This window comes from Streptomyces sp. ISL-96, from assembly GCF_018614035.1.
Classification (GTDB): domain Bacteria; phylum Actinomycetota; class Actinomycetes; order Streptomycetales; family Streptomycetaceae; genus Streptomyces.
The window spans coordinates 40,141-65,862 of record NZ_JAGGPA010000006.1 but is presented as its reverse complement, the minus strand read 5'-3'; the positions used below and the strand labels follow the sequence as shown (position 1 = coordinate 65,862).

Below are 25,722 nucleotides of genomic sequence, written 5' to 3'. Positions count from 1 at the left end.
TCTGGGGTGCGGGTCAGGGCGCGACGGCCGGCAGGACACCGGCCAAAGCGCAGGGCTGGGAGGGCCGGCACTGGATGGCGAGGGTGGTGACCCGGTCCTCGGCGCCTCCGGCGGACGATCCGTCCCAGGCGATCGACTGCTTGCCGGAGACCGTGACGGCGTAGACGTACGCCTGGGCGACGGCCCCGGGATCGGCCTGAAGCGCCCGGCTGAACGAATCAGGAAAGCGGGCCTCGGTGGCGACGGCAGTGGCGTACTGGCCGTTGTCGGCCATCCGCCCCCACAGCACGGGCGAGGGGACGAGCGCGTCGACCGACGCGGCGTCGGCGTACTTGGCCTCGGCGGTCAGCCAGGTATGCAGTGCCGCCAGCAGCTCCGGCTGCGAGTACGCCCGGGTGTCGTAGGACCACAGAGCTGCCGCAGCCGCCTTCCCGAAGGTGATCGGGTCGTGCGTGGACGGGCGCGCGGGCAGCGTGCTGCGACTGCCGGATGACGGGCGGGAAGAAGCGGACGGAGCAGGGGAGGGGGACGCCGAACTCGCCTGCGAGGGAGAGACCTCGGAGGAGGTCCGGCCATCGCGAGTGAGATAGGCGGCCAGGCCGGCGAGGGCGACGAGCACGACCAGGGCGACGGTGCCGATCAGCGCTCGGCGGCGCACGCGAGATGCGCCGCCGGGGTTCGTGGAACGGGAAGACATCAGCGGACCTGCGTCCCCAGCGTGCTGAAGAACGCCACCACGCCGTTCGCGGCGCCAAGCAGGAGGGCCGCACCAGCGCTGACGAGCACGCCCTTCTTACCGTTGGCCTCGGCCTGGTGGCCGCCGGAGTGGTGGCCCCAGGCCCACACACCAGCGCTGACCGCGAGCGCGCCGACCACGGCGATGATGCCGAACAGATTGATCGACCCCATCACCTGCTTGAGGACCGAGAGGCCCGGCAGGCCGCCCTCGTTGGGCTTGATCCCCGGGTCGTAGGCGAGCTGGATGACCTTGTCGGCGAGAAACATAACGAACTCCAGTTCGATTCAGCGCACGCCAAAGCCCGAAGGGCCACAGCGGCGGTGCAGGGGGGAGAGGAGGGGGAGAAGCGCCGGTCAGATGACTCGGCGGGCCGCGAGAATCTGCGGCTTCCAGGAGGCGAGGGTCGAAATTTTGACCACGTCGCCGGTGCGCGGGGCATGAATGACCAGGCCCGAGCCGATGAACATGCCTACGTGTTCAGGAACTTGGGCGGTGCCCCTGGTGAACAGCAGGTCGCCGGGTTTCAGAGCGTCGGCTGAGACCGGCTGTCCCTCGTTGACCTGCGTGTAGGTGGTCCGCGTCAGGATGACCCCGGCCGCCTTGTAGGACATCTGCATCAGCGAGGAGCAGTCGCAGCGACCCATCGGGTCCGCCCCGTGGGAGTCGGTGCACGTGCCGCCCCACTGGTACGGAGTGCCGAGCTGGCCCATGGCCCAGCGAATCGCGGTCTGCACCTTCGGTGAGGCATCGGCCGGGATCTTGTTTCCGTCCGGCACCGTCCCGGGAGGGATGGTTCCGAAGTCGGTTCCGTCCCCGTCGGTCGTACAGCCGCCTGCGGCATTCGGCGCCGGGCTGGCAGTGCCGCCCCCGGACCCCGACGGGGAGGGCGTGGGTGCGGGATCACCGGTCTTCGCCAGCAGCGGCTGGATCGCCTTCTGCAGGGCGGTCGCCAGGGGCTCCCACTTGGCGTAGGCGTCCGGATAGCCCGAGCGCTGCACCGCCTGGGCGGCCTGGGTGATGGTCATCGATTCCCAGCCCGAGACCTCCCGCAGCCCCTCGTAGAACTTCGTCGAGGAGTAGACCGGGTCCATGATCTGGGCCACGGTGCCCCAGCCCTGCGACGGCCGCTGTTGGAAAAGCCCCACCGAGTCACGGTCCCCGTAGGTGATGTTCCGCAGGCCGCTCTCCTGCAGCGCGGTGGCCAGCGCCACGATCTGCCCCCGGACGGGGATCTTCATCGCGACACCGGTGGCCTGGATCGTCTTGGCGTTCGGGACCTGCTCGGCTGGATCGTCCAGCCCCGGCACGGAGACCGTCCCCTTGGCGCCGCCGTCCAGGATCGCCTTCACCTGAGCGGCAACGGCTGAGGTATCCACAGCCTGTGCACCGCCGGTCGAGCAGGCGGCCGAAGCCGTCCCGGCACCGATGGCGAGGATCGGAACGGCCAGCAGCAGCGGACCGGATGCGAAGAGACCGACGACGGCTCCGGTGGTCTTCTTCATCGCCGCCGCCGTTCACCGAGGCGGTGGTGCCAGCCGGACAGCGGTGTTGGGTCAGGACGCGGGGGTATCAGGGCATGCTGCATCGCAGCGGCTCCTTGGGTTTCGTAGGAGGCGCGGTGCCGGCTTCTCGTGCAAAGCCGTCGGCACCGCGCCGATGTGAATCCGCCTCTCAGGGCGGGCCCGTGTCAGAGGAGTTGGTAGCTCCCGGACGCCGGTCTCGGGTCACGCGCGGCAGTCAGCCGCGCTCGTAATCTCAGGCGGTACACCGGGTCTCCTCACGGCTTCGGGAACTAGGGGTCAACGGGCCTCCCGTGCTGCCATTTTTGGACGAGGCAACACGGATAAGCACAGGTCAGCGAGGGTGGAGCGGGGCTCCGTCCCGGTGACATGGCGAGACAGTAGACCGGGATTCCGGCCGCACCAAACGGCTCTCGGACCCGGGCGCGGAGCACGGCATGGTTCGTTAGGTGCGGCCGGAAATTGCGGCTAACGTCCGGCGCAACCCCGCTCGAAACGGCCGTTGTTGAGCGCCGTCCGGAGCGGGCCCAGTCCCGTCGTGCCCTGAAAGAGGCCCCGCACATGAGCTACACGCTGCACCGAGGCGACGCCCTCACCGTGCTCAAGACCCTCCCGGACGAGAGCGTCAACGCCGTCATCACCGACCCGCCGTACAACTCCGGCGGACGCACCAGCTCGGACCGCACCGGTCGCACCGCGCGAGCCAAGTACGTCACCAGCAACAGCGCGCACGACCTGCAGAACTTCCCCGGAGAGAACCGCGACCAGAGGAGCTATCGAAGCTGGCTGACCGCCCTGCTCACCGAGGCGTATCGGGCCTCCACCGAGCACTCGGTCGCCATCGTCTTCTCGGACTGGCGTCAGGAGCCGACCACGTCCGACGCCCTGCAGATGGCGGGCTGGACCTGGAGCGGCACGATCCCGTGGATCAAGCCCGCCAGCCGGCCTCGCAAGGGCGGGTTCAAGCAGTCGGCCGAGTTCATCACCTGGGGCGTCAAGGGCAGTCTGGCGAAGGACCGGGATCTGTACCTGCCCGGCCACTTCATCGCCTCCCAGCCGCGCAAGGACCGCGTGCACATCACCCAGAAGCCGGTCGAGATCATGCAGCAGCTCGTGCAGATCTGCCCCGAGGGCGGCACCGTCCTCGACCCCTTCACCGGCAGCGGCTCCACGGGAGTCGCCGCCTTGCGCGAGGGCCGAAAGTTCGTGGGGGTCGAGCTGTCGTCGCACTACGCCGCCGTCGCCGAGCGAAGGCTCCAGGCGGGGCTGATCCAGGACGACTTCGTCCTGGCCGGACCGGAGGCGTGAGCATGAGACCAACCAGGCCGGGGCCGACGGACCGCAGACGCAAAAGGGCGGCTGGAGCATCGAGAAACCGATGCTCCAGCCGCCCTTCCTCTTGCGTCAGGCCGCCTCGAACGCCCGCCGGATCAGCGGTCCCGCCTTCTCAAGGTCGGCCGCCGAGGAGATGCGCACCTCCAGGTCGCCCGTCCCGAGGTGCCCGATGCCGCGCATGTCGCGGGAGAAGCCCTCCTCCAGCTCGACCATGTCCGGGTCGAGTCTGAGGTAGACCAGGATCACCTCGTGCTTCGGACGGAAGATCACCGAGGCGAGGTTCACCATCCGTCGATAGGCGATGTAGTGCAGCAGCGGAGCCACCTCGACCTCGCCCCACGCGGTGAGGGCCTCGTCCAGCTCGGCGTACAGGTCCTGCAGGCAGGCCGGAGCCACGCCCGGGTTCGCCTGGACTGACGGTTTGCCGTCACCTCCGCCGGCACCGGCCGCCTCCTCCCGCTCCCGTCGCTGCCGCCGAGCCGGAGAGGGACGGGGAGAACCAGGTGCGGATTCGATCAGCAGCAGGCTCAGCAGCCTGCCATCGAAGATGCGGTAACGCACCAGGTCGATCCGCTCTCGCAGACGGTGCACCGCGACCCGGTCGTGGTGAGAGAAGCTGGCCGCGATACAGACCATCCGCGGGTTCCGCCAGTCGATCGCCTCGACGACCTCGGAACCAAGCCTCTCCTTGACCAGCGCCTCGAACTCGTGACGACTGCTGTCCAGCCACGAGAGGTAGGAGACGGCCTGCGAGAGGACACCGCTGTCGGCACCTTTTTTGTATTCGATCGCCACCGGGGTGTTGTTCTCGTCCAGGCCCAGCGAGTCGATCCGGCCCCGGTGCCACGGCCCCGTCGGGTACTCCGACGCCAGGAAGCGGATGCCGAGCATGGCCTCCATCCCCGCCTCGACCCGCCGCTGCAGCTCCACCTCCAGCGCCACCGTCGAGCCCCGCAGCTCGACGTCCCGGCCATCGGCATCCTGCCGAAACAACATCAGGTCGGTCACCAGCGTCCCCCTCCCGCGAGCACTACAGGAGAAGCAATCGAAACCGGCCCGCAGGTATTCCGGCCTCGGCGGAGACCGCGGCTGCCATCGGCTGCGGCCCGCAGTGCCGGCACGGATCACGAGCCTGCTGTTATGGCGTTAGCGGCACGCCATCGTCCGGGCGGACGAAGACCGTCATATGTCGCGCTCTTGTGATGGCAACCCGCAGGAGGCGTCGGTTGCCACGGATGCGCTCCTCGTCCCAGTCGTTGTCAAGGAGACGGCTGTTGAAAGCTCCTTCGACGATGACAACCCCGTCGAACTCTTTCCCCTTGGAACGGTGCATGCTCATCAGGCTGACAGCTTTGGTCTGCTGTTCCGCGACGGAAAGTGAATCGGTGGCCAGAACGCGGCGCACAGCTGCGGCGGCATCGGTGTAGGCATTGGTGCCGTTCCACGCCTCCGTCAACGCCAGCGCCAGCGCATCGGTGGCTTGGAACAGGCGCAGCAAGCGCACCTGCTTGAACAGTTCATCGAGTTCAGCCGAGCCGCGCACAACTCCCCGGGCAATCTGCCAGTCCGCCACGGGTTTGCCTGTGAGAGTAAGGCCCTCCTCCCAGGCACTGATGAGGATCTTCGGTGACTTGGACTTGATCTTGGTGTCGGCGTTGAACGCGGTGATGGCGTTCTCGATGACCCGGATCTTGTCGCGCGCACCGGCCGTTCCGCCGGCGAGCTTGCGGCGGTAGAAGTCGGCCATCGCCCGCAGCGTCTTCGGAAGAGCCTCCTCGCGGGCCAGGCTGGGCCATTCCAGCAGCGACGCAACGACGAAGCCAGCTGCAGCGGCCAGCTCCGGATCCCAATGCAGGTCATGCTCTACTGGCGGCAAAATCGTGCCTTGCACGGTTACGCTCTGCGTAGAGATCGTCTCGGAGATGCGGCCGACGAGGGCGTTGGTCGTGGCCAAGACCGCCAGGGTGGGCACGCGCTGCAGCTCGGCCTCCAGGTACTGGCGTAGGGCGACGATCGCGAAATGGGTGCGTACCTCGACAGAGTCGGCTCCCCAAGTGCGGGTTGCGTAGATGACGTTCCTGACGCTGTCCGGCAGTGGATGGACGGTGTTGCGCAATACGGCATTGGCGTAGCTGAGCAGGCCCCCTTCGGGGCTGCGGTAGTTGTCTTGGGACAGGTCGAAGGTGGTGGGGGCGAGGTGGGCGACCGCATGCGCGATCCGTTCCTCGTCGACGCCGGGGATGTGTCCGAAGATGCGCTGGTCGGGATCGGCCAGGCAGATCACCGTGGATTCTGCAGAGAGCGCTTTGACGGCGCGCCACTGATCGGTGTTGGTGTCCTGGAACTCGTCCACGATGACGAGCGGGTAGATGCTGCTGTAGAGGGCACGTAGCGCGGAGCTTGATTCCAAGAGCGTCGCGGCAGTCTCGGCCAGCAGGTCGAAGACGTAACGGCCCTCTACGGTGGCCATCCGTTGGCATTCCTTGAGCCAGTCCTCCTTGCTCCCGCCGAAGTTGGCGCGCAACTGGTGCTCATGGTCAGGAGCGATGAACGACGCGGGCTTCCCAGTCAGGAGCCGACTGTGGCTGCGGACGATGTCCATGAAGAAGGAGTGGAATGTCCGCACCTGCAGTTTGCTGCGTGAGGCACGGTTGAGCAGCCCGCCCATTCGGTCGGTGATCTGTCGTACGGCAGCGCGGGAGAAGCTCAAGAAGAGCACCCGCTGTTCGTCTTCCAGACTGTCCAGAGCCTGGCGGGCCTTGAGCAGGGCGATGGTGGTCTTGCCGCAGCCGGGACCGCCCTCGATCAGGACGTGCCCAGCGCTGTCCAGGATCGCTTGCCGGGGCCCGTCAATCTCCATCGGGCTCATCTCCGACCCCAGCGGCGTCGGTGGAAGCTCCGGCGCCCGGGTCGTCCGTCGGAGGGCGCAGGTCGCGGTCGATCTGGAGCAGGAACTCCGCAAGAGAATCAGGAAGTTCGGCCCTGCTCGTGCACGTAGCGATGAGGAGGGCTCCGTAGCTGTCACCCTTGCGGCCTTTGAGGACATCCCAGGCCAGCTTGCGGACAGCTTGCTCGTCCATGCCATCGCGCAGGCTGCCGCACTTGGTCGGGTAGTCCGGGCGCTGGGCGACGGAGACCAGGAAGCGGCGCAGGACAGTGGGTGCAATCTCCTGGGTGAGCAGGTCCTCGATGCCGCCGTAGGGGATGACCTTGTAACGAGTGAAGTCGGCCGTCTTGGCCGCTACGTCGTCCGTAAACGCCCGCACCGGGTCGTCGTGGATGCCGTATACGGGCTTGCCCAGGACCTTGAAGACCGGGGCGTACTTCGGCACAGAACTGTCGCCCTCGGCGTCGAAGAAGGTCACACCGGCGAGGTCGGGATGCTGGTAGTCCACGGACGGGTCCTGCTCCAGTACGTCAGCGACTGCCGGCATCACGTCAGCCTCTGTCGCCCCCTCCACGACCACCACGGCGCGGGCCAGGACCGCCTCGGCGAACTGCCGCTGGCGTGCCCGGTACTGCTTGGCCTTGAAGTCGTCCGGCAGGACGACAGTGGAACTGGTCAACGCACCCGCTGTGTCACGGTCGAGGACCACGATGTGGTCGGGCTCGAACCTTTCGATGACGTAGGGCGAGTGCGAGGTGACGATCGTCTGGCCCATGTGCCGTACGGCGAAGTCGACCAGCCGACGCTGTGCATGCGGAGGGAGCGCGATCTCCGGCTCCTCCATTGCAAAGATCACCGAGTGGTCGCCCTTGAGCTCGGCGATATACATCAGCAGGGCAAACACGAGAAGGTTCAGCGAGCCCGTACTCAACCGGTTAAAGGGCACCTGATGCTCGCCCGGCTGGGTGGCGATGAACAGGCGCAGAACCTCCCGGAGGTGCTCTCGGGTGAGCTCGGACACCCTCACGTCCACCGGATCGGAGTCGCCCGCCAGGCTGAGGAAGCGCTCCACCCGCTGGCGTACTTCGCTGCGGATCTTGGCGAAGCCAGAGTCGTCGCTGGCGAGGGCGACCGCTGCTACATCGGCCAGGGCCTTCTCCCACAGGGGGCCCGCCCGCTCCGCCTCCAGCCTCACGATGGTGTCCAGCAGTGAGCCCCGCTGGAAAGTCAGAGCCCGGCTACCGGTCCGGTTGGGTCGCAGATACAGGAACCCGCAGTGGCGCTTGTCCTCCCGCTTGAAGGGCATCAGCCCCGACCCAAGCTCGGACGTCTCCTCGGTGAAGTCGTCGCTGACTGACTCGGGATGCGCGAAGAACGTGGCACCGAAGAAGTCGTCTTCCTGAGGGTCGAAGCGGCCAATGAAGACGACGGGCAGGCACCACTCCCCAGCATCAGGATCGGCCACCCTGCCCTCGGCCAGGTCAGCGAAATCACGGTGCTCCTCGGACCAGCGCCGAATGTGACTGGCGAAGCGCCGCTCGGCGGCCGGCGACAGGTCCGTCAAGACGGCCTCCACCCGGATCTCCGGTAGATCGCCGTCCGTCTCCTGGTAGCGAGATCCGTAGAAGTCGTGCTCGTCGACCACCGGACGGCGGAACATCCGCTCGGGCCCCAAGACGAGTTCAAGCGCTTCGCAGACTGTTGACTTGCCGACGCTGTTCGACCCGACCAGCAGCGAGTGACCCGTCAGATAGACCGTGCCCGCGCGCACTCCACGGAAGTTCTGCAAGGTCAACCGTCGTACCTTCACCGTGCCGCCCCTCATCGCCGCACTTCAGGCCGCAGCCACTGAGCGAATGCTCGAACGCCACGCAGACAGTGACCACTCGCGAAGAGAGCAGGGACGTGCCAGCCAGACGAAAGGCCGTGGGATCAGATTGTAATACTGCAACCCGCGGCAACCGTGTCGCCCAAGCGGTGCCCTTCTCGTCGAAGGGCCGAAAGTCCCGTGGGGTGCTCGGGGGTCTGCGACGCTCTGTCTCATCGATCGGCAGCTAGTCTCAGCGTTGTGACGTGCTACTCGGCGGGGCCGGCCCGACTCAGTAAAGTCCGCCGCCGGCCGAGCCACGTCGTACGCGTCCGCCCGCCCCCTTGATGCCGACGATCTGGCTCCGCTTGGCGGACGTCAAACAGACAGGAATCGCCTAGAACCAGGATTCGACCGCGCCGACCTCGATCCCGGAAGCGCGCAAGTCGCCTTGGATGTCCGAGTAGATCTGGTCAAGCAGATCAGATTCTGATCCGTTGAAGCCGACCGGGATCTGGTTGTAGTTGTTGACCTTGTAACTGAGTCGATAGCCGGGCGCCTGACTGTCGTCGCCGTCATACCAGTCAAATTGAACGTCGATCGTCGTGTTTCCGATCACGTACTCGTCCGAGTTCTCGTCGCCTATTCGATCGATGATGTACTCGATTGGGTAAGTGAAGTAATAGCAGTCGTCACGCTTCATCGAGCGAATCTCGTCATAATCACTCGTGTCGAACGCCATCAAGTCCTCCGTGCGCTATTCGTGAGCAGTGAACGACATCGGGTCATGCCGATGCGTGGAAGTCCTCGTGGGAGTCGTAGATGTTGTCCCTTGAAATGCTGTTCTTGTGTCCGCACTCTTCGCACTTCCACGTGTACCGGTGGTCATCGAAGCCAGCTTGACCGTTGAGGTGCTCTCCGCACCTGTCGCAGTACCAGTCGACGTCTGGGAAGCGTTCGCTCATGCAGTCCTCAGTTCCCCGGTGGTGTCGTCGGCCTCCGGTTCGGGAGACTCGATCCTTCTTGACGATCGTGCCGCAACTGGGGCCGGCGAACAGGTACTACGCCGAACAGAACCGTAGCCCTGGGTGCACAGGGTTTGTCGCCGAGATCGGAAGCCAACTCTACTGACAGAACCTTTCCTCGTCGGTGGGATCTGCGCCGCTTGGGTCGGAGGCTGCCGCCAGCTCGGCGAGGGAGAACTTTCCCTGGATCGTTCACGTGCCGGGGCCAGCACCGCCTGGGCCCCATGCCCGCCGCGCCAGCAAGCCGGCGGTCTCCAGCTTCTCCAGTGCCTTGGTCACCGTGGGGCGTGAGACCCCGAACCGGTCGGCCAGCGCGGAAGCGCTTGGGAAGGCTTCCCCTACTTGGAGCCCCTCAGCCGTGATGATGTCGGCGATCCGTTCATCCAGCGGCCGCCGGTCGACTCGTGCACCCGAGCGCACGACGCGCCACCGCTCGCCTGGTGCTGGTTCGGCCAAGCCTTCTTGCCGCAGCACACCGAACGCGCGGAGGGCGACCCCGCGTGAGACCTTGTGGTCGCGCATGACCTCGGTCAGAGACGGAAGCTCCGTCATGTCTGGGTCGTCCTCGATCTGCCGTTTCACTGAGTCGGCAATCTTCAGGAAGGTTCCCCGAGGGTTGGCCTGCTGCGACACTCGCTCTCCCTCTCCGTTCGCCCGTCACCGGATCTAGCTTCCCCACTCTCAGGGTTGGGCCACGCCGGCGCGGGCCCCACCCGCCGGAGATCCGGTCCTTGCGGCCATCCCCGCCCGCTGGGTGACACCCGCTAAGGCCGGTGCAAGGCCCGTACTCACGTGAACACTGTTGGCCTACAGCAGGAACCCGTAGAGGTGAGAAGGCGTTCGCTTGCTGAGCCAATCAGCCCTACTCGTGTCGCGCCGATATGCACTGCATAGCAAAGTAGTTGCAAATGAAAGTGGCAATAAGGATCTTTCGGTGAGTAAACGCCTAGAGCGACTGAGTCAATCCATGAAGAAATGGAGCCCAAGGGCTGACTTGCAGAAGAGGCTGAGCTTCTTCGGGTTCGCTCTAATGTGTGTCGTAATTGACTTTATTTTCATTTTGGCGTGGGTCTGGGTGCATCAATTGGCCGAGGCTGGGTTTGAATGGATTGGCGACTTGCCCGGCATGGAGGGAGTGGTCGTTAAAGTCCTTAAGTGGATCTTCACCATTGCAACGCTAGTGGTGCTCGTCGCATACGTAATTAGGGATGTCGTGGGATTGGCGCTTCGAATCTGGAAGACTGCGTAATGGCGAATACCTTCCTTCCTTTGGGGGAGCAACTTCGGACTCTTTTTGTTGAGAGCTTCCGACTTCCGTCAGGCTCGCCGAGCGAGATCCTTCGAGTATACGAGCGGCGGTTGTGGGTGTTCGCACTGGCCATTTGGGCCAGTGGGCTGCTTGCCGCAGTCGTAGCTGGGGGAGTCTCCAGTATTTCGGGCTCCGCCGGCGCAGGGGGCGTCTTCTTTTTGATGGTGGTCGTGAATTTCTTTGCATGGTGGGGGATTTTCAAGTTCGGATATCTTAGAGCGTCGGGGCGCGATAGCCAATCAGAAAGAATTGCCAAAGCGGTAACACTTGGGCCGCCGCTCCTGAGCCCAACTTCGTTGCGCGCGTCAGCGGTCGATTTGGATCGCGTATTCGAGGAAATCGAAAGCATCCTTCACGAGGACGAAGAACAGTTCGTTAGGGAATTCGTTCAACAGGGTGGGCAGGGGTGGTCAGGATTTCTTGAGCCATCGTTTTTCATTGGGATGGCTTCCTTCGGGGTGGCCAGTGGTATGTCTTGGCGGGATTTCATGCATGCGGTTAGGAGATTTCTAATCGCATTGAGTGGCGTCCCCGGGCCCGCCAATACGGAAGTCTTCCTGGATGAAGATGGAGAAATTAAAGCAGATTTCGTTGAAATGCTCCACGAAGAATGGTTTCGGGCTGAAGTGATCTCCCGAGGGATGCCGTTCGATCACTCTGCCGAAGATTCCATTGCCTTCCATTGGGTTATGTTCGCTAGAGATTTTCTTAAGTCTCAGTGCCTTGTAAGGCTATCCGTCGAACAATACTCCGTGATTGAGCTAGAGGCTGCTTCATCGGTTGAGGGCTGGGGGCCATCGGAGCTCGTCCAGCGAATCATCGACCGATGGATTTCTGAGCAACGTAGTAACGGGTTGTAAACAACGCCCGCCGTGGTACGCCGCCGTCGGCGGGGGCGATGCACTGTCCCGGTCTCAATCGTGGTCTCAATCAGCGCTATTTCCAGCCTCGTCCACCGTTGTCCGCCGGGGCCCAAAAGCCCTCTGGCCAGGGGTGCGGCCTGTTTCGTGGACGCCTATGGACGGCCTCGGACCAAGATCGGACAACTCGTAATGCGTAGGTCTCGGGTTCGAATCCCGAAGGCGGCTCCATGGCGAACCCCAGGTCAGGCCTCTGACCTGGGGTTTTTCCTTTGATTGGCCTTGGTATTCGGGCAGATCGGACACTTGTGGTCTATGCATCGCAATGCGTCGGTCGCGGGTTCGCTGTCTGCCGCCAGCGAGCCGTGAAGAGGCTTTGACCTGCGGTTTTGATGCATTGAGCCCTTCGGCTGGCCATGTAGGCAAACGCTCCGGTGGACAGTCGGTGGACAAGCGTGCGTGACGGCTCGTCAGAGTCGCTTCGCCGCCCCTGGGGGAGGCGAGGGTTTCGGGTGCCTTGGGAAGGTTGGTCAGCGACGTAGGGCTTGTGCTGTTCCGACAGGCTGGGGGCGATCCTGGCTACCGAGGGCGATGTCACCGGTGAGGTTCCCGCCGCAGCGTCGCGCCCAGACGGGAACCCCCGTCCGTGGGAGGATCGGCAGGTGGACCAGAGTGCGGCGGAGGTGACGGCGTTGGTGGCGGACAAGGCGATGGCACAGCGCCTGCTGGGCTGGCTGGTGCCCGACGGCGACCCGCTCGTCGCGCTCTCGGCGTCCGAGGTCGAACGCTTCTGCTGGTACGAGCTGCCCCGCAAGTGGCACGCGGACACCCCTGAGCAGCAGCGGGCCGTCGCCGTCCTGGCCGACCTGCTGACCGGAGTCGGCCGCGTTCGGTCCGCCGCGGTGTGCACGAGCGCGACCACCGCCCAGGTGCTGGCGGCCTGGCAGCGCTCCGAGAAGGCGGGCTTCGCGGCCTACCGCAAGGCCGCGGCCGCCTCGCCCACGACCCCGCCGGACGTACCCGAGCTGAGCTGGGGTCAGGTCATGGGCATCCAGGAAGCGCTGGCCCGTGCCAACCTCGAACGTCGACTGGAGCAGGCCCTGGACGAGGGCGAGCTCGAGCCGGACGCGCGTGCGTTCCCGGCCGCGCGCCGACGGCTCGTCCAGCACTGGCTCACCACTGCGCAGCCCGTGTTCGAGGGCCGCGCCCCGCTGGAGGCCGTCCGCCGCGAACGGCGCGAGTTGTGGGCCGCGGCGCCCCCGACTGAACGCCGCGGCCTGCTCGCCGGCGTCCTGCCTGCCCTGGAGGAGTCGGCCGCGGCACCCGTGGACACGGCTGAGCCGCTGCGGTGGCTGCTGGAGCAGATCGGTGACGGCGTCACCCTGACCCAGGCCGGCTATCTGCCGCGGGAACTGGTGGCAGCCGCGTTCGCCCGCTACCCACACTGGTACCCGATCGGCAAGGGGCCGCGCTCGGAGGCGGACCTGTTCCAGCTGGCCGGCCTGCACGAACTCGCCCGCACCCACCGGCTGGTGACCAAGCGCCATCGTACGCTCAAGCTCTCGGCTGCCGGCCGTGCTCAGCTGGCGGACCACCAGCTGCGCCAGCACACGGCCGCGCTGGCCTGGCTCGGCACCACCGCAGCTGAGCGGCAGGTGGCCGAGTCCGCCCTGTGCGCGCTGTGGGCGGAGCCCCGGCCCCGCGAGGAACTGCGCGATGCTGTCCATCCGGTGCTTGCTGCGGGCTTCAGCCACGGCGACGGGACCGCGATGGAGGAGAAGGACACCGAGCGGCTGCTGTGGAGGTTCTGGCACACCGGCCGCGAACTCGGCTACCTGGACGAGCGGGAACGGTCCATCGACGCCCCGATCTCCCTGTCCGCCACCGGCCGCCCGGCTGCCCTCGCCGCCCTCCGCCTCCTGGCGGAGGGTCCACGCGACCACATCTGAGCGCGCCTCAGCGGGCCGTCAGGCCGGCGTCGGTGAAGCGCCGCATCAGCGAGGACTTGCCTCGGTGCTCCTCGCGCAGGTCGTGCAGGCGCCGGGCGAACTCCTCGGGGGTGCCCGACCGGTCGTGGACCTCGCGGAGATCTTTCAGGAGGGTGACGGCGGCGTCGTAGGGGCCGGGCTGCTTCTGCCCGATCAGGTGGGCGATGTCCTGCCAGGCTTGCCCGGTGTTCTCGGTCAGGCGGTCCAGGTGGCTCTCGCGAGCGCGCTGTTCGGCTCGGCGGGTCTGGGCGTGGGCCTGCTCCTGCTGTCGGGTGTGCTCGCTGCGCACCTCGTGGGCGGCGTCGAGGAGCTCTGCGGCTGAGCGGCGCCGGGTGGCGGTGGACGGTTCGGCTGCGCCGTGGGACGCGGCGCGGTGGCGGGCCAGCAGCGCGGGGCCCGGCTGTGGGGCGGCGCCCAGGGCGGCGTCCAGTAGCAGGGTGTCCTTCTCACGTTGCGGCAGGGCGCGGATCCAGGAGGCGAGCGCGTCCTTGTCGATTGCCTGGGAAGGGGCGGCACCGCTGGTGTGGGCGGCAGCGGTGAGCAGGTGCGGGTCGATGCGCAGGAAGTCCGCCAAGTCCTACTGAGGAACGGTGAGTTGGGCAAGGCCTGCGGGAACGGGTGGCTCGATGGCAGAGGTGTACTCGTCCTCGTCGACGTCCTCCTCCAGCTCCCAGCGGGTGAGCGCGGAAAGCCAGGCCAGATAGAGGGGACGCAGGTCGCCTGCGGCGAGCTCGGTGCGCAGGGTGGTGAAGGAGGCGAGGGTGAAGGAGGTCTCGAAGTCCCACTCGCCGCCGTCCTCGGCCTCGTAGGCGAAGTCGAGCAGCAGGTGCCCTTTCCTGGTCCAGCAGGTCAAGGCGTCTTCCGCGCAGTACGGTTCGGCGCTGCGGGCGGGCAGCAGCGTGGTGGGCAGGCGCAGCATCAGTCGCCGCGAGCCCCAGTTGGCGAAGTGCAAGTGGGCGTCGTAGAGCTGCTCCATCAGTTTGCGCTCGTCGCCGCGGAAGTTGCCGTAGTGGTACTCGTTGACGAAGTGCGTCGCGCTGATCCGGGCCCGGCTCGACAGGGTTCGTACCCGCTCGAGTTCGTCCTTGGTCAACGGCCGGTCGATGGCTTGGAACTCGTAGTACTGGTACTCGCTCACGGCCGTGCAGACTACCGTCACGCGCTGCGGTCCATATCACGGGACCGGGGGTCTGATCCCTCGTTCGGGCCCTGTACGCGGTCATGGTCCCGGAGGTGACGTCACGTTCGTAGAATCGGGCGGAGGACGACAGGCCCGCAAGGGTCGGAGGGCAGTGGTGGTGACAGCGAGGGAACGGCTGGCCGGGCTGCTCGCCGGGGCGAAGGCGGGGGCTTTCAGCGCCCGGCTGGAGGCGCCTGCGGCCGGCCTGGACCTTGAGGTGGCCGGGGTCGGGCCGGTGAGCCTTCCGCTGCGGGCGCCCCAGGTGAAGCGGCTGATCTCGGTGGCACGGCCGGCGTTGTTCGGACGGGGCGAGGAGACGCTGAGCGACACCGGGGTGCGTGACACCTGGCAGATCTCGCCGGATCAGTTCAGCCTTGCCGGTCCTTCCTGGCCGTCGCTGCTGAGCGGTGCGCTGGAGTACTTCCGGGACGCTCTCGGGCTCCCGGCGGCGAGTCGGCTGCGGGCCGAGCCGCACGCGATGCTGGTGTACGGCAAGGGCCAGTTCTTCCTTCCGCATCAGGATTCGGAGAAGGACGACGCCATGGTGGGCACGCTGGTGCTCTCCCTGCCGTCGGTGCACACGGGGGGAGAACTGGTCGTCGAGCACGCCGGGCACAAGTGCGCGTACCGCGCCTCGAAGACGGATCTGACCCTCATCGCCTTCTATGCCGACTGCCGGCACGAGGTCACCCCGGTCCGGTCCGGTTACCGGGTGACGCTCACCTTCAACCTGCTCGCCGAACAGGGGACTTCGGAGCAGGCGTCCGGGCCGCCGGCAGAGCTGGCACACAGTCTGGGCCGGCACTTCGGCTCGCCTGCCAGGCCGCGTTACAGCAGCCGCGAGCTGGATCCCCCGACCCGGCTCGTGTACCTGCTCGATCACGAGTACACCCAGCGGGGCCTGAGCTGGGAGCGGCTCAAGGGCGCGGATGCGGGACGTGCTGCTCTGCTGCGCGCCGCCGCCGGGCAGGCCGGGTGTGAGTCGGTGCTCGCGCTGGCCGAGGTGAAGGAGACCTGGGATGCCTATCCCGAGGGGGACGATCCCTGGGACGACTACGGGTACGACGAGGATGATGAGGAGGCGAGCGGCGACACGGACGCGGACGCGGACTACGTCCTCCAGGAGCTGGTCGACGACGAGATCACCCTGGGCTGGTGGACCGGTCCGGACGGCACCGGCGGCGAGCCGATCTCGTTGCAGGTTCACGACTATGAGGTGTGTGCGAGTACCGCGAGCGCGGATCTGACGCCTTACGACTCCCGGTACGAGGGCTACATGGGGAACTACGGCAACACGCTGGACCGGTGGTACCGGCGGGCCGCGGTCGTCGTGTGGCCGCGTGAGCGGGCCTTCGCGGCCCGTGGCGAGGCCGGATCGGGGTGGGCTCTGGAGGAACTGCGCACAAGCATTGCGCGGGGCGACCTGGACCGGGCGCGCGACCTCGCCCGGTCCCTCGCACCATTCTGGCAGCACACCAGCCCGCAACCCGAGCTGTTGGAGTGCGCGTTGCAGGTGGCGGCGGGCCTGGACGCGGCCGAGACCGCGGCCATGCTGCTTGAGCCGTTCCAGGTGGGCGCGCTCGCCCCGGAGCACGCGGGTCCACTTGCCGCGGCGGCCGAGCGGTACGGAACAGGGTGGATGCGGCGGGTCGTCGACGGCTGGTTCGCATCGGAGCGCCGCCACCCACCGCAGCAGTACCAGTGGACCGAGCGACTGCCCCAGCTGTGTGTGGCGCTGCGCGCCCATGGGGAGGCGACGGTGGTGCGGCTGCTGCCCGCCGGGGTCTGGGCAGCGGTCGACAGTGGTCTGCGGCTGTGGACCACGACCGGTCCGGCCGAGATCCGCCGTGCACAGCTGGAGCAGCTGGCCCTGCCGCTGCGACACCTCTTGGCGGCGGCCGACGAAGAGCTGCGGGACGCCATCCTGGCTGCCCTGCGCGAACGCGGGGACACGGTGCTCGAGTGCCTGATGCCGATGCTGCGCCGCGCCGCGGAGGCGAGCACGTCGGCCGAGTGGGGTGGGGTGGGGCTCGACGCGATCGCGCGGGACTGCGCGGACCGGCTCCGCACGGTGTGCGAGGGGCCGCCGCGCGCCACCGACGACTGGTCGGTGGCCTGGGCCGGGTGTGGCTGCGGACTGTGCGATGTCCTTGGTGAGTTCCTCGGCTCCCGGTCGCGGAAGGTGCTCGAATGGCCGCTGGCGAAGGAGGGCCGACGCCACGTGCACTCCAGGATCGACTCGGCCGAGCTGCCGGTGCGCCACCAGACCAGGCGACAGGGGCGCCCGTACACGCTGGTACTGACGAAGACCCAGGAGCTGTTCACCCGTGAGCAGACAGTCCGGCGCCAGGCCGCGGCGGACCTGGCATGGCTGAGGTCGCTGCGGAACGGATGACTGCGGCTTCCGGCTCGGCGGCCACGTCGCGCAGAAGCGCCCCGGCCGGAACCGGTTCATCGGCCGAGGCGACCCGCCAGATCGTCGCCATCGGCGGCCGCACCCGCGTCCTCATCGTGACCACCTTCGACCTGGACGAGTAGGCCTACGAGGGCCTGCGCGCCGGTGCCAGCGGTTTCCTGCTCAAGGGCGCACGCCTCGAGGAACTGGTGGCCGGCATCCAGGCAGTCGCCATCGGCGAGGCCGTCGTCGCCCCGAGCCTGACCCGCCGCCTGCTGGACGCCTACGCCCACCAGGTCCTCGCCCCGTCCGGTACCCCCGCGCCCGAAGGCCCCAGGCTGCAGACGCTCAGCGACCGCATTCAGGCGGTGATCATTGCCTACGACGCCGGGCTGGTCAGAGCCAGACCATGATCGGGGACCGGGCCGGGCGGGGCACAGCCTCAGGACGTCCCGCCCGGGGCAGGAGCACATGGCAGCCTTGACGGTGAACCGGACGCGTTTGGCACCGAGGAGGCAGCGTCACTGTGAGTACCGCGCTGCCGCAATGGATGTACCCGCCCCGCGAGAGCGGCTGGGAGGCGGAAGACCTCGACCTGCTCAACGGTCGGCGCTGCCGGGCGGTACGACCCATTCGGTGGGTTGGCCGGTGAGGGAGGCGATCATGTCGAAGTCGCCGTCGTAGTGGAGGACTGTCCGCCGGTGCAGTTCTGCCGTGGCGGCGATCAGCAGGTCGGGGAGGGACAGTGCGCGGTGGAAGCCTGCGTTGAGAGCGTGGCGCTGGACTTCCAGGGCGCGGGCGAAGGTGTGGTCGTCGGCGTGGAGGTAGTCGAAGGCGTGGAGCCAGGTGCTGATCCGGGTCGCCTCTGAGCTGTCCCGTGCGGAGTGGATCATCTCGTACTCGGTGGGCTGGCACACGGCGAGGAGGTAGCGCTCGTGCAGGGGCCTGAGTACCTCCTTGACGTTCGGTTTCGCCCAGCGGGCCAGGGCGGACTTGTCGATCAGGTAGCGGTCCTGCATCAGGCAGCCCGGCCTCCGTCGCAGTCGCCGGTGTGCTTGAGGGAGCCGTCGGCGTTGCGGGGGCCGGTGTTCTCTACGATCTCGCTGAAGTCGAGTTCACCGGCCTCGATGGCGTCGAAGCCCTCCTGTCGAAGGTGTCTCTTGACGGCGTCCTCTATGGCGAGGCGGACAGCTTTGGCCTTGGTCTTGGTGCCGAAGATGCGCATGGCCTCGGTGACCATGTCTTCGTCGAGGTCGATGACGGTTCTGGCCATGCGGATGGTCCCTTCGCGAATGCTCCTGCCATGAAAACGATAGCATCGACCGACGGCAGTAGATATCGTTTTGACTGAGGCTGTCGTTGTGGATGGGGACTTCGGCACCCGGTTGCGCGGTGTCGCGCTGTTGCCCCTTGTGGGAGGCGGACAGTCGTCCTCATGGCAGGCTCTGCCTGTGTCGGGGTCTCGCCAGAAGTGATGGGGCGGGCGATGGGCAGCCGAACGGGCGGCCCTGCCGGTGGACAGCCGGTGGACAGACGCCTTTGGACGGTGCATCACGGGGTGGCACTGCTCAACCTGTTGCACGTGCTCTGATCAGGCAAAACGTCACTCGGTGGCATGGGGCGGCACTACGCAACCTGATCGCTGTTGGTCTCGTAATGCGTAGGTCTCGGGTTCGAATCCCGAAGGCGGCTCTGAGGAACCCCAGGACTCACTCGCCGTGACCTGGGGTTTCTTGTTTCTGGCGACCTTGGAATTCGGGCTAATCGGGCACGTGCCGTCTACGCATCGCAATGCGTAGGTCGGAACTTAACCGGGAGTGGCCGAAATGGCCTACGTGACTTTGACCTGCTCTTTTGCATCATTCGGCGGTCCGTCCCTATCTGTCCGGTTCGGTGTGGTGGCCATGTGGTGGCCAAGCGTGCAGAGGCCTCCCCGTGAGCCCTGCGGCCTGAGGGGCGCGACGGATGTGAGAGTTGCGCGATCCGAACAATCAGGCCCTGCGCGGGTCGGGTCTCTCTGGCGGACGCAGAATCGGCGAGGCGCCGGCTGGTGAGTGTCGGAAGGGGGACGGTGTCCCGTCACCTCCTAATGCTGTTGTCAAGCAGCGGCAGTGACAGGGAGTTCACGTTGGAAGCACTTTCCGTCGCGGATGAGGGCCCACAGGACGTTGACGCGTCGGCGGGCCAGGGCGAGGACGGCCTGGGTGTGTCGCTTGCCTTCGGCGCGCTTGCGTTCGTAGTAGCGGCGGGACTCGTCGCAGTTGCGGATGCTGATGAGTGCGGAGGTGTAGAAGACGCGTTGCAGCCCGCGGTGGTAGCGCCGGGGCCGGTGCAGGTTGCCGCTGACGTTGCCGGAGTCCCGGGGCACCGGGGCCACTCCGGCGAAGCTGGCCAGGCGGTCGGAACTGCCGTATCGGCTCATGTCGCCGACGGTGGCGGCCAGGAACTCCGCCCCCAGAAGCGGGCCAATGCCGGGCATGCTGGCGATCACTTCGGCGAGCTCGTGGTCGCGAAACCGGGCCGCAATGAGCTTGTCGATCTCGGCGATCTGCTCGTTGAGGCCCATCACCTCCTTCGCCAGGGTGTGGATCACCTGCGCGGTGGCCTTCTCCCCGGTGACAGTCGTGTGCTGCCGCTCAGCCGCTTCGAGGGCTGCCTCGGCCAGAGCCTGGGGGCTGCGGACCTTGCGGTTGCGCAGTCAGGTCTCCAACCGGCCGCGACCGGTTCGGCGCAGGGCGGCGGGAGTCTGGTAGCCGGGTGTGTCCTGAACATAGATAGGAGTTGGTAGTAGGGCAGCTTCTGGAAATGATGCTGTGCGAGAGATGAAGGATTGCGGCCCTTCGGAGTCGTCCTGTGGGGGAAGGCTTCAAACCACCTCATGCCGCGTTAGCTGAAGACTGTCGTGGTGAGCGATGAGGAAAAGGCATCCAAGAGGTGTCAGGTAGGGACTGGGAAGACGAGCGCAAGCGAATCGCTGCTGACGTGTCGAAAACAGAACAGAAGACATCGAAACCGAGGCGCTCCGGTTTGTCTCGGGATGAGCCTGGCGGGAACCCACCTATTGGCCAGGCGGTGTCCGGCATGAAGGCGACGTGATCCCGGTCTGCTGCTCTCGCACGGAACAGGAGAAGGCGTGCTCCGACACTGTCCACCCACTGCGGGTGGCGAGAGGGAGTGCCCCAAGCGGCAGAAACCGCAAGGGGTTGAGTACCGATGCGGGGTGCGCCGGCGGACCGGCTCGTAGTAGTGGTGAAGCCTCTGTAATGGGGGTGGAGCGAAGGGGCCGGGTCGTCCGTGACCGAGTGTGTCGTATCAACCAGGATTATCTGGGAGGAATTCGATGGGCCGGTTGAAATCACAGGCCAAGCCGTTCGAAATCTCGAAGTGGGAAATGAAGGAGGCGTGGGAGGAAGTCAGGGCGAACAAGGGCGGGCGTGGATGGTGAGTCCATCGACGAGTTCGAGAAGGATTTGAGGAACAACCTCTATAAAATCTGGAACCGGATGTCGTCGGGCTCGTACTTTCCCTCTCCGGTGCGCGCGGTGGAAATTCCCAAGCCCCACGGTGGTGGCACGAGGATGCTCGGCATTCCCTGTGTCGCCGACCGGGTGGCGCAGACCGTAGTAGCACGGCATCTGATGCGACGAGTGGATCCCATCTTCCACCCGGACAGCTACGGATACCGGCCCGGACGGTCCGCGCTGGACGCGGTCGGAGCCTGCCGGGAACGCTGCTGGAAGCGCGACTGGGTGGTCGAGTTCGACATCCGGAAGTTCTTCGACAGCGTCCGGTGGGACCTGTTGGTCAAGGCGATGGGAGCGCACACCGACGCCGTCTGGGTGAATTTGTATGTGCGGCGATGGCTCGCCGCACCTTCGCAACGGCCTGACGGCAGCCTGCTGGAGCGGGAACGCGGGACGCCCCAGGGCGCCCCGGTGTCTCCCGTGCTGGCGAACCTGTTCCTCCACTACGCGTTCGACATGTGGATGAGTCGGGAGTTCCCGACCGTCCTCTTCGAACGCTATGCGGACGATGCGGTGCTGCACTGCGTCACCGAGCGTCAGGCCCGCCAGGTGCTGGCCGCGCTCCAGAACAGGATGGAAGAGGTCGGGCTGGAACTTCACCCGGCCAAGACCCGGATCGTGTACTGCCGGGACGCGAAACGCCGAGGCTCCTACGAGCACATGGAGTTCACGTTCCTCGGCTACACCTTCCGCGCCAGAGCAAGCCGGACAACTCAGAGCGGACAGACATTCCTGTCCTTCTCCCCGGCGATCAGCAAGGACGCCCTGAAGAGGATCAGTGCGGAAGTCCGCTCATGGCGGCTGCCACACCGCACCGGTTCGACCCTCACCGACCTCGCACGGCGGATCAATCCCGTCGTTGCAGGGTGGATCAACTACTACGGTCGCTACGGCCGTTGGGTACTGATCCCGTTCCTTCAGCGCATCAACGCCTACCTGGTGCGCTGGATCCGCAGGAAGTATCGGCGGTTGGCGCCGTTGCGGAAGGCCATCGCGAAGCTCCAGGAGATCGCTAAGCGGTACCCGCGGATGTTCGCGCACTGGCCGGACACGACACTTGCCGCATTGGCCTGGTGATCAGGATGACAAGAGCGGAGTGACGAGAGATTGTCACGCTCCGTTCTGTGGGAGCCCGGGGGTGAGATTCCCCCGGGCGACCCGACTCAGCAGGATCAGCGGGCCAACGTTACCCAGGTCCAGGACCCTCTCCAACGCGGGGAAGATGCTGGCGAGTTGGCCGCGCAGGCGGTTGATCCGGCGGGTGCGGTCCGCGTTCAGGTCGGCCCGGCGGTTGGTGAGGATCCTCAGCTCGACGGCGTGTTCGTCGTCCGGCCGCAGGACGGTCAGGTCCCGGCGCATCCGGGCCTGGTCCGCGATCACGGTCGCGTCCTTCGCGTCGGTCTTGCCCATGCCCCGGTAGCCGGCCGAGGCACGGTTGACCGCCAGCCCGGGTATGTAGACCAGCTGCTGCCCGTGATTGAGCAGCAGGTTGATCAGCAGGGTGGCCATGCCGTCAGCGACGTCGACCGCCCAGACCACGTCCTCGTCCAGGGCCAGAACGTCGGCGAGCAATACCAGCAGTTCCGGTTCGTCATTCAGCACGCGGCGCGAGAGCCGCTTCTTGCCCTCGGCGTCCAGGACCACGCAGTGGTGGTGGGTCTTGCCGATGTCCGTGCCCGCCCAGATCTGGGCCACCTGTTCCTCCAGCCGCTCGATACGTGCTGTTCGTCCGGACGACCTCGCCAGCGTGGTCCTACTCAGCGATGCACCCGCAAGGGGCCCGCACTCCTAATCAGCGGTCGAGTCGCCGTGAGACACCGGGCGGCCAGGTGAGGGCAACCATCGAGGGCAACCGACTGAAAGCCATACCCGGTGTCTCTGGATCTCCGGACCTTACGACTGGCCCATCCGACCCATCAACAACGTAGGACCGACTGAATGCGGTCGGCGGCCGTCTGGAGCTGGGTCTCGGACGAACTCGACGCCGAGAGCGAGAATCTGCAGATCACCTGCAAGACCCTCCTCGCCATCCCGGCCCCGGACCCGCCGACGAGCCGGCCCACCCCGACGTGCCCGACCATCCGGCCTACCAGCAGATCCTCGCCGCCCTCGCCGACACCGGCCGCCCGATGCGGGCCCGCGACCTGCGCGCGGCCCTCGCCCTGCCGATCCTGCCGAAGAACACGGAAGGCATCCGGTCCAAGCTGAAACGCCTGGCCACCAGGAGTGTCCTCGCCGAACCCGAACCCGGCCTGTTCGCTCAGCTCCACGCCCAACCGTCGGGCCACCATGCCGACCAGGGCCCCTCACCCAACTCCAAGCCTGAAACGGGGCATTGCCTCACGTTCCGTACTCTCATTGTGTGGCTGGGGCCGGGATCGAACCGGCGACCTATCGCTTTTCAGGCGATCGCTCGTACCAACTGAGCTACCCAGCCACGCGGTTCGCTTCGCGGGGAAACGCCGCGGTCCTGACGGGATTTGAACCCGACATGACTCCCCCGCTGACCCGCGATGACACCGGGAGACTGAGGTAACCGCTGGTCACCGGACCCTCCTCCTCAGCACCGACGGCAGCGCGCCCTTCTCGATCAACGACAGGCACCGCTTCCTACCCCCGCCCCGTCGCAATCATGCCCCGCACACGAAGAAACCCCTGTTCGCGGATGCGGCCGCACCGGACCGGGGCGGGGCGGCGCCGGGTCGAACGGTCAACGCACGCCCGGCGCTTGCGCTCCAACCGGATCTTGACATGCTCACCAAACCTAGTGTTAGCCTTCCGGCGGTACACAGCGGGACGTACGGATCGCCCCAAAAGCAAGGAGAAATAGGGTCCGTATTATTTGCCGGCCCAGTCGTTGTCACATGAATGGCCGATGGTTTAATTGAGCGGTAGTTTGAATCGACGCGTTCGTTGATTTCTGCTCCGGTGGGTCCGGGTCGTGTGACCGGTTCAGTGAACTTCGATAAGAGCTTCTCCCGTCTTTCGGTAATTCGATGCATCACTCGTACAGTATGGATAATTCGCAGGTCTAGTCCGACACTACGTGAACAACCGACAGCAGGCTGATGAATGCGCTCGGCCCGTCCGGGTCAACGCGTTCGAGGCTGCGAACCTGAAGAGGGTGACATGAAGCGCGTTCCAAGGATTTCACTTTCTCTGGTGGGAAGCTGTCGACGTACGTTAGGTTGGCCGAATTGAGCCCCCTCATCGACCATTACGATCTGATTCTGCTGGACGTCGACGGCGTCCTCGTACTCGGCCAACAGCCCATCCCGGGCGCGGCGGAGACAGTCGCGGCCATCCGTGCCAAGGGCGTGCCGGTGCGCTTCGTCACCAACAGCCCCCGCCGCCGCCCGGGCGAGGCGGCGGAGATGTTACGCAAGGCCGGCATCGGCGCCACTGCCGACGAAGTGGTTACGCCTACCAGCATCGCCGCCGCTGCCCTGGCTCAGCGCCTTCCATCCGGCGCGGCAGTCCTTGTCGTCGGCCCCAACGCGTTGCGTGACGAGGTGGCGGCCGTCGGGCTCAAGCCCGTCAGCTCCGCCGACGACAGGCCACAAGCCGTGGTGCAGGGCTTCGACCCCACCACCAGCTGGCCCATCCTCGCGGAAGCCGCCCTCACCCTGCAGCGTCCAGAAACAGTGTGGTTGGCGACGAACTTGGACGAGACCTGGCCCTCCGAGCGCGGTCCAGTCCCCGGCAACGGGGCCCTCATCGCAGCCCTCACCGCCGCCACGGGCCGTGAGCCGGACCTCTCCGTCGGCAAACCCGAGCCCACCCTGTTCCAGCAGCAGGCCAAGGCCCTCGACGCCCGACGTCCGCTGGTGGCAGGTGACCGGCTCGACACCGACATCGAAGGCGGGCGCCGGGCCGGGTTCGACACACTGCTGGTTCTGACCGGCGTGACGACCCCCGACATGCTGGCCGACTCCGACGTCCGTCCCACCTACATCGGTGAGAGCATCACCCACCTTCTCGCCGGTCCCGCGGCTTCCACCGACGCAGTGAGGAGGTGAGGCATGCATCCCCGTGCGGAGAACGATGAGTACCCCACGGCATCGTCGGGACTCCCGAGCCCTACGCGTACGAGCACCGTGCTGGTCATCGGCATGGGCGACATGGGAGAGCGGCTCGCCTACCGCTTGGCGGAGGGCGGGCGCGTGCGGCGCCTGGTGCTGGCCGGACGGTCCACCGAGACCGTCGAGGCTATCGCCGGCACCGCCGCAAGCATCTCTGACGGCGTGGTCGAACCGGTTACGGTGAACGCGACCCGGCAGGACGAAGTCGCCGACCTGCTCACCCGTACGCGTCCCGACTTGGTGGTGCAATGCGCGGCTGTGCGGGGGCCCTGGTCGCTGGCGGGGCGCGAGGACGCGGCGGCTTCGGCCCTGCTCGGCGCCGGTCTGGCATTGCAACTTCCGTACCAGCTCCCGGTGTTGCTGGCCGTCATGCGAGCAACCCGGGACGCCGGTTACACCGGGCCGGTCGCGAATCTCTCGTTTCCTGACGTGACCGGACCGATCCTCGCCCAGCTCGGACTGGCCCCCACCCTCGGACTCGGCAACGCCGCGATGATCCAGCTGCGCTGTCGCGCCGCGCTGCGCGCCGCCCGGCCGGATGCCGGGGTGCCGCGCATCCGCGTCATCGGTCACCACTCTCAGCTGCTCGGCACCATGCTGTCCCGTGAACCAGCCGATCCCGCCGACCGTTGCAGGGTCTTCCTGGGCGAGGACGGACGACGCGACGACAAGCTCGCCTACCAGGCGCCATCGATCATGCGGACCCAGCGCTACAACGAGGTCACGGCAGCAGCGACGATCCCCGCGCTGCACGCTCTCCTGCCCGGCGCGGCGCCCCTGCGCTGTTCGGCTGCCGCACCCGGCGGACTTCCGGGCGGCTATCCCGTACGGATCGACGGTGGCGCCGTCAGCCTTGACCTGCCGCCCGGGGTCGATCGAGCGGAATCGATCGCGTTCAACGAAAAGCAGGCGCGCGGCGACGGCGTGGAGCACATCGACAACGAAGGCACCGTTCATTTCACCTCGGAGGCTCGCAACGCGGTCGCCGATTTCGCCCCCAGCCTTGCCGATCCGCTTCCGGTCGCCGATCTGGAGCAACGGGCCAGGCACCTCGACGCATTACTCGCGTGA

Annotated in this window: 22 protein-coding genes, 1 tRNA gene and 3 pseudogenes; 9 read left to right on the top strand and 17 right to left on the bottom strand. The window is 66.5% G+C overall.

Annotation, left to right across the window (positions count from 1 at the left end):
- Window positions 1–13 precede the first annotated feature (13 nt).
- The 3 genes from J7E96_RS04225 to J7E96_RS04215 all read right to left on the bottom strand — a co-directional run bounded on the left by J7E96_RS04225 (window position 14) and on the right by J7E96_RS04215 (window position 2,241).
- Window positions 14–697, bottom strand: a complete 684-nt coding sequence (locus J7E96_RS04225; RefSeq protein ID WP_215127573.1) for a hypothetical protein — start codon at window positions 695–697, stop codon at window positions 14–16.
- Window positions 697–1,005, bottom strand: a complete 309-nt coding sequence (locus J7E96_RS04220; protein WP_214920939.1) for a DUF6112 family protein — start codon at window positions 1,003–1,005, stop codon at window positions 697–699. Before J7E96_RS04220 ends, J7E96_RS04225 begins: the two co-directional genes overlap by 1 nt.
- Before the next feature lie 87 nt (window positions 1,006–1,092).
- Window positions 1,093–2,241, bottom strand: coding sequence for a C40 family peptidase (locus J7E96_RS04215; protein WP_215127571.1), 1,149 nt, complete (start codon window positions 2,239–2,241; stop codon window positions 1,093–1,095).
- A gap of 579 nt (window positions 2,242–2,820) precedes the next feature.
- On the opposite strand from J7E96_RS04215, the gene J7E96_RS04210 reads away from it, so the two are divergent.
- Complete coding sequence (locus J7E96_RS04210; protein WP_215127569.1) at window positions 2,821–3,567, top strand: site-specific DNA-methyltransferase; 747 nt, start codon at window positions 2,821–2,823, stop codon at window positions 3,565–3,567.
- Between the two features lie 96 nt (window positions 3,568–3,663).
- Here J7E96_RS04210 and J7E96_RS04205 read toward each other — a convergent pair whose 3' ends face one another.
- The 6 genes from J7E96_RS04205 to J7E96_RS04180 all read right to left on the bottom strand — a co-directional run bounded on the left by J7E96_RS04205 (window position 3,664) and on the right by J7E96_RS04180 (window position 9,946).
- The gene (locus tag J7E96_RS04205) at window positions 3,664–4,602 is read right to left on the bottom strand and encodes a DUF5655 domain-containing protein (RefSeq protein WP_215127567.1); all 939 of its coding nucleotides are present in this window, start codon (window positions 4,600–4,602) and stop codon (window positions 3,664–3,666) included.
- Window positions 4,603–4,732: 130 nt separating this feature from the next.
- Window positions 4,733–6,463 carry a UvrD-helicase domain-containing protein gene (locus tag J7E96_RS04200; RefSeq protein WP_251069387.1) on the bottom strand — a complete coding sequence of 577 codons (1,731 nt, stop codon included), beginning with the start codon at window positions 6,461–6,463 and terminating at the stop codon, window positions 4,733–4,735.
- Window positions 6,444–8,276: an ATP-dependent endonuclease gene (locus tag J7E96_RS04195; RefSeq protein ID WP_251069386.1), complete on the bottom strand. Its 1,833-nt coding sequence runs from the start codon at window positions 8,274–8,276 to the stop codon at window positions 6,444–6,446. Before J7E96_RS04195 ends, J7E96_RS04200 begins: the two co-directional genes overlap by 20 nt.
- 409 nt (window positions 8,277–8,685) lie before the next feature.
- The gene (locus J7E96_RS04190; protein WP_215127563.1) at window positions 8,686–9,030 is read right to left on the bottom strand and encodes a hypothetical protein; all 345 of its coding nucleotides are present in this window, start codon (window positions 9,028–9,030) and stop codon (window positions 8,686–8,688) included.
- 43 nt (window positions 9,031–9,073) lie between these two features.
- On the bottom strand, window positions 9,074–9,253 hold the full coding sequence (locus tag J7E96_RS04185) for a Sec23/Sec24 zinc finger-containing protein (protein WP_215127561.1): 180 nt from the start codon (window positions 9,251–9,253) through the stop codon (window positions 9,074–9,076).
- A 252-nt stretch (window positions 9,254–9,505) separates the two neighbouring features.
- Window positions 9,506–9,946 carry a GntR family transcriptional regulator gene (locus J7E96_RS04180; protein WP_215127559.1) on the bottom strand — a complete coding sequence of 147 codons (441 nt, stop codon included), beginning with the start codon at window positions 9,944–9,946 and terminating at the stop codon, window positions 9,506–9,508.
- Between the two features lie 334 nt (window positions 9,947–10,280).
- Between J7E96_RS04180 and J7E96_RS04175 the strand changes: the two genes are divergently transcribed.
- The 3 genes from J7E96_RS04175 (at window position 10,281) to J7E96_RS04165 (ending at window position 13,431) form a co-directional block, all read left to right on the top strand.
- Entirely contained in the window at window positions 10,281–10,562 is a 282-nt protein-coding gene (locus J7E96_RS04175) for a hypothetical protein (protein WP_215127558.1), read from the top strand.
- Window positions 10,562–11,482: a ubiquitin-like protein Pup gene (locus J7E96_RS04170; protein WP_215127556.1), complete on the top strand. Its 921-nt coding sequence runs from the start codon at window positions 10,562–10,564 to the stop codon at window positions 11,480–11,482. Before J7E96_RS04175 ends, J7E96_RS04170 begins: the two co-directional genes overlap by 1 nt.
- Window positions 11,483–12,144: 662 nt before the next feature.
- Window positions 12,145–13,431, top strand: a complete 1,287-nt coding sequence (locus J7E96_RS04165; RefSeq protein ID WP_215127555.1) for a hypothetical protein — start codon at window positions 12,145–12,147, stop codon at window positions 13,429–13,431.
- A 7-nt stretch (window positions 13,432–13,438) separates the two neighbouring features.
- On the opposite strand, the gene J7E96_RS04160 is transcribed toward J7E96_RS04165, so the two are convergent.
- Window positions 13,439–14,044 carry a hypothetical protein gene (locus tag J7E96_RS04160; protein ID WP_215127553.1) on the bottom strand — a complete coding sequence of 202 codons (606 nt, stop codon included), beginning with the start codon at window positions 14,042–14,044 and terminating at the stop codon, window positions 13,439–13,441.
- 3 nt (window positions 14,045–14,047) lie between these two features.
- Window positions 14,048–14,608 (bottom strand): hypothetical protein, encoded by a 561-nt coding sequence (locus tag J7E96_RS04155; RefSeq protein WP_215127551.1) that lies wholly within the window; start codon window positions 14,606–14,608, stop codon window positions 14,048–14,050.
- Window positions 14,609–14,768: 160 nt separating this feature from the next.
- On the opposite strand from J7E96_RS04155, the gene J7E96_RS04150 reads away from it, so the two are divergent.
- Together J7E96_RS04150 and J7E96_RS04145 are read left to right on the top strand one after the other, a co-directional pair.
- Window positions 14,769–17,045: a 2OG-Fe(II) oxygenase gene (locus J7E96_RS04150; protein WP_308295831.1), complete on the top strand. Its 2,277-nt coding sequence runs from the start codon at window positions 14,769–14,771 to the stop codon at window positions 17,043–17,045.
- A 65-nt stretch (window positions 17,046–17,110) separates the two neighbouring features.
- Window positions 17,111–17,458, top strand: a pseudogene (locus J7E96_RS04145) (DNA-binding response regulator); the annotation flags it as partial.
- A 186-nt stretch (window positions 17,459–17,644) separates the two neighbouring features.
- On the opposite strand, the gene J7E96_RS04140 reads toward J7E96_RS04145, so the two are convergent.
- From J7E96_RS04140 to J7E96_RS04130, 3 genes and pseudogenes are all read right to left on the bottom strand, one after another.
- Complete coding sequence (locus J7E96_RS04140; RefSeq protein ID WP_215127547.1) at window positions 17,645–18,064, bottom strand: PIN domain nuclease; 420 nt, start codon at window positions 18,062–18,064, stop codon at window positions 17,645–17,647.
- On the bottom strand, window positions 18,064–18,318 hold the full coding sequence (locus J7E96_RS04135; protein WP_215127545.1) for a type II toxin-antitoxin system VapB family antitoxin: 255 nt from the start codon (window positions 18,316–18,318) through the stop codon (window positions 18,064–18,066). Before J7E96_RS04135 ends, J7E96_RS04140 begins: the two co-directional genes overlap by 1 nt.
- A gap of 825 nt (window positions 18,319–19,143) precedes the next feature.
- Window positions 19,144–19,800 (bottom strand): annotated as a pseudogene (locus tag J7E96_RS04130) (transposase); the annotation flags it as partial.
- A gap of 679 nt (window positions 19,801–20,479) precedes the next feature.
- On the opposite strand from J7E96_RS04130, the gene ltrA reads away from it, so the two are divergent.
- The gene (gene ltrA / locus J7E96_RS04125; RefSeq protein ID WP_215127543.1) at window positions 20,480–21,646 is read left to right on the top strand and encodes a group II intron reverse transcriptase/maturase; all 1,167 of its coding nucleotides are present in this window, start codon (window positions 20,480–20,482) and stop codon (window positions 21,644–21,646) included.
- A gap of 84 nt (window positions 21,647–21,730) precedes the next feature.
- Here the strand turns inward: ltrA and J7E96_RS04120 are convergent.
- From J7E96_RS04120 to J7E96_RS04110, 3 genes and pseudogenes are all read right to left on the bottom strand, one after another.
- Window positions 21,731–22,264, bottom strand: a pseudogene (locus J7E96_RS04120) (IS110 family transposase); the annotation flags it as partial.
- Window positions 22,265–22,485: 221 nt separating this feature from the next.
- On the bottom strand, window positions 22,486–22,860 hold the full coding sequence (locus J7E96_RS04115) for a hypothetical protein (protein WP_215127541.1): 375 nt from the start codon (window positions 22,858–22,860) through the stop codon (window positions 22,486–22,488).
- A gap of 72 nt (window positions 22,861–22,932) precedes the next feature.
- Window positions 22,933–23,006, bottom strand: a tRNA-Phe gene (locus tag J7E96_RS04110).
- 760 nt (window positions 23,007–23,766) lie between these two features.
- On the opposite strand from J7E96_RS04110, the gene J7E96_RS04105 reads away from it, so the two are divergent.
- The gene (locus J7E96_RS04105; RefSeq protein ID WP_215127539.1) at window positions 23,767–24,588 is read left to right on the top strand and encodes an HAD-IIA family hydrolase; all 822 of its coding nucleotides are present in this window, start codon (window positions 23,767–23,769) and stop codon (window positions 24,586–24,588) included.
- Between the two features lie 3 nt (window positions 24,589–24,591).
- Complete coding sequence (locus J7E96_RS04100; protein ID WP_215127537.1) at window positions 24,592–25,722, top strand: saccharopine dehydrogenase NADP-binding domain-containing protein; 1,131 nt, start codon at window positions 24,592–24,594, stop codon at window positions 25,720–25,722.

Excerpts from the sequence above, each read along its gene's own strand:
- J7E96_RS04225 (WP_215127573.1), bottom strand. The coding sequence starts at position 697 with ATGTCTTCCCGTTCCACGAACCCCGGCGGCGCATCTCGCGTGCGCCGC.
- J7E96_RS04220 (WP_214920939.1), bottom strand. The coding sequence starts at position 1,005 with ATGTTTCTCGCCGACAAGGTCATCCAGCTCGCCTACGACCCGGGGATC.
- J7E96_RS04215 (WP_215127571.1), bottom strand. The coding sequence starts at position 2,241 with ATGAAGAAGACCACCGGAGCCGTCGTCGGTCTCTTCGCATCCGGTCCG.
- J7E96_RS04210 (WP_215127569.1), top strand. The coding sequence starts at position 2,821 with ATGAGCTACACGCTGCACCGAGGCGACGCCCTCACCGTGCTCAAGACC.
- J7E96_RS04200 (WP_251069387.1), bottom strand. The coding sequence starts at position 6,463 with ATGAGCCCGATGGAGATTGACGGGCCCCGGCAAGCGATCCTGGACAGC.
- J7E96_RS04190 (WP_215127563.1), bottom strand. The coding sequence starts at position 9,030 with ATGGCGTTCGACACGAGTGATTATGACGAGATTCGCTCGATGAAGCGT.
- J7E96_RS04185 (WP_215127561.1), bottom strand. The coding sequence starts at position 9,253 with ATGAGCGAACGCTTCCCAGACGTCGACTGGTACTGCGACAGGTGCGGA.
- J7E96_RS04175 (WP_215127558.1), top strand. The coding sequence starts at position 10,281 with ATGAAGAAATGGAGCCCAAGGGCTGACTTGCAGAAGAGGCTGAGCTTC.
- J7E96_RS04170 (WP_215127556.1), top strand. The coding sequence starts at position 10,562 with ATGGCGAATACCTTCCTTCCTTTGGGGGAGCAACTTCGGACTCTTTTT.
- J7E96_RS04140 (WP_215127547.1), bottom strand. The coding sequence starts at position 18,064 with ATGCAGGACCGCTACCTGATCGACAAGTCCGCCCTGGCCCGCTGGGCG.
- J7E96_RS04135 (WP_215127545.1), bottom strand. The coding sequence starts at position 18,318 with ATGGCCAGAACCGTCATCGACCTCGACGAAGACATGGTCACCGAGGCC.
- J7E96_RS04115 (WP_215127541.1), bottom strand. The coding sequence starts at position 22,860 with ATGGTGGCCCGACGGTTGGGCGTGGAGCTGAGCGAACAGGCCGGGTTC.
- J7E96_RS04100 (WP_215127537.1), top strand. The coding sequence starts at position 24,592 with ATGCATCCCCGTGCGGAGAACGATGAGTACCCCACGGCATCGTCGGGA.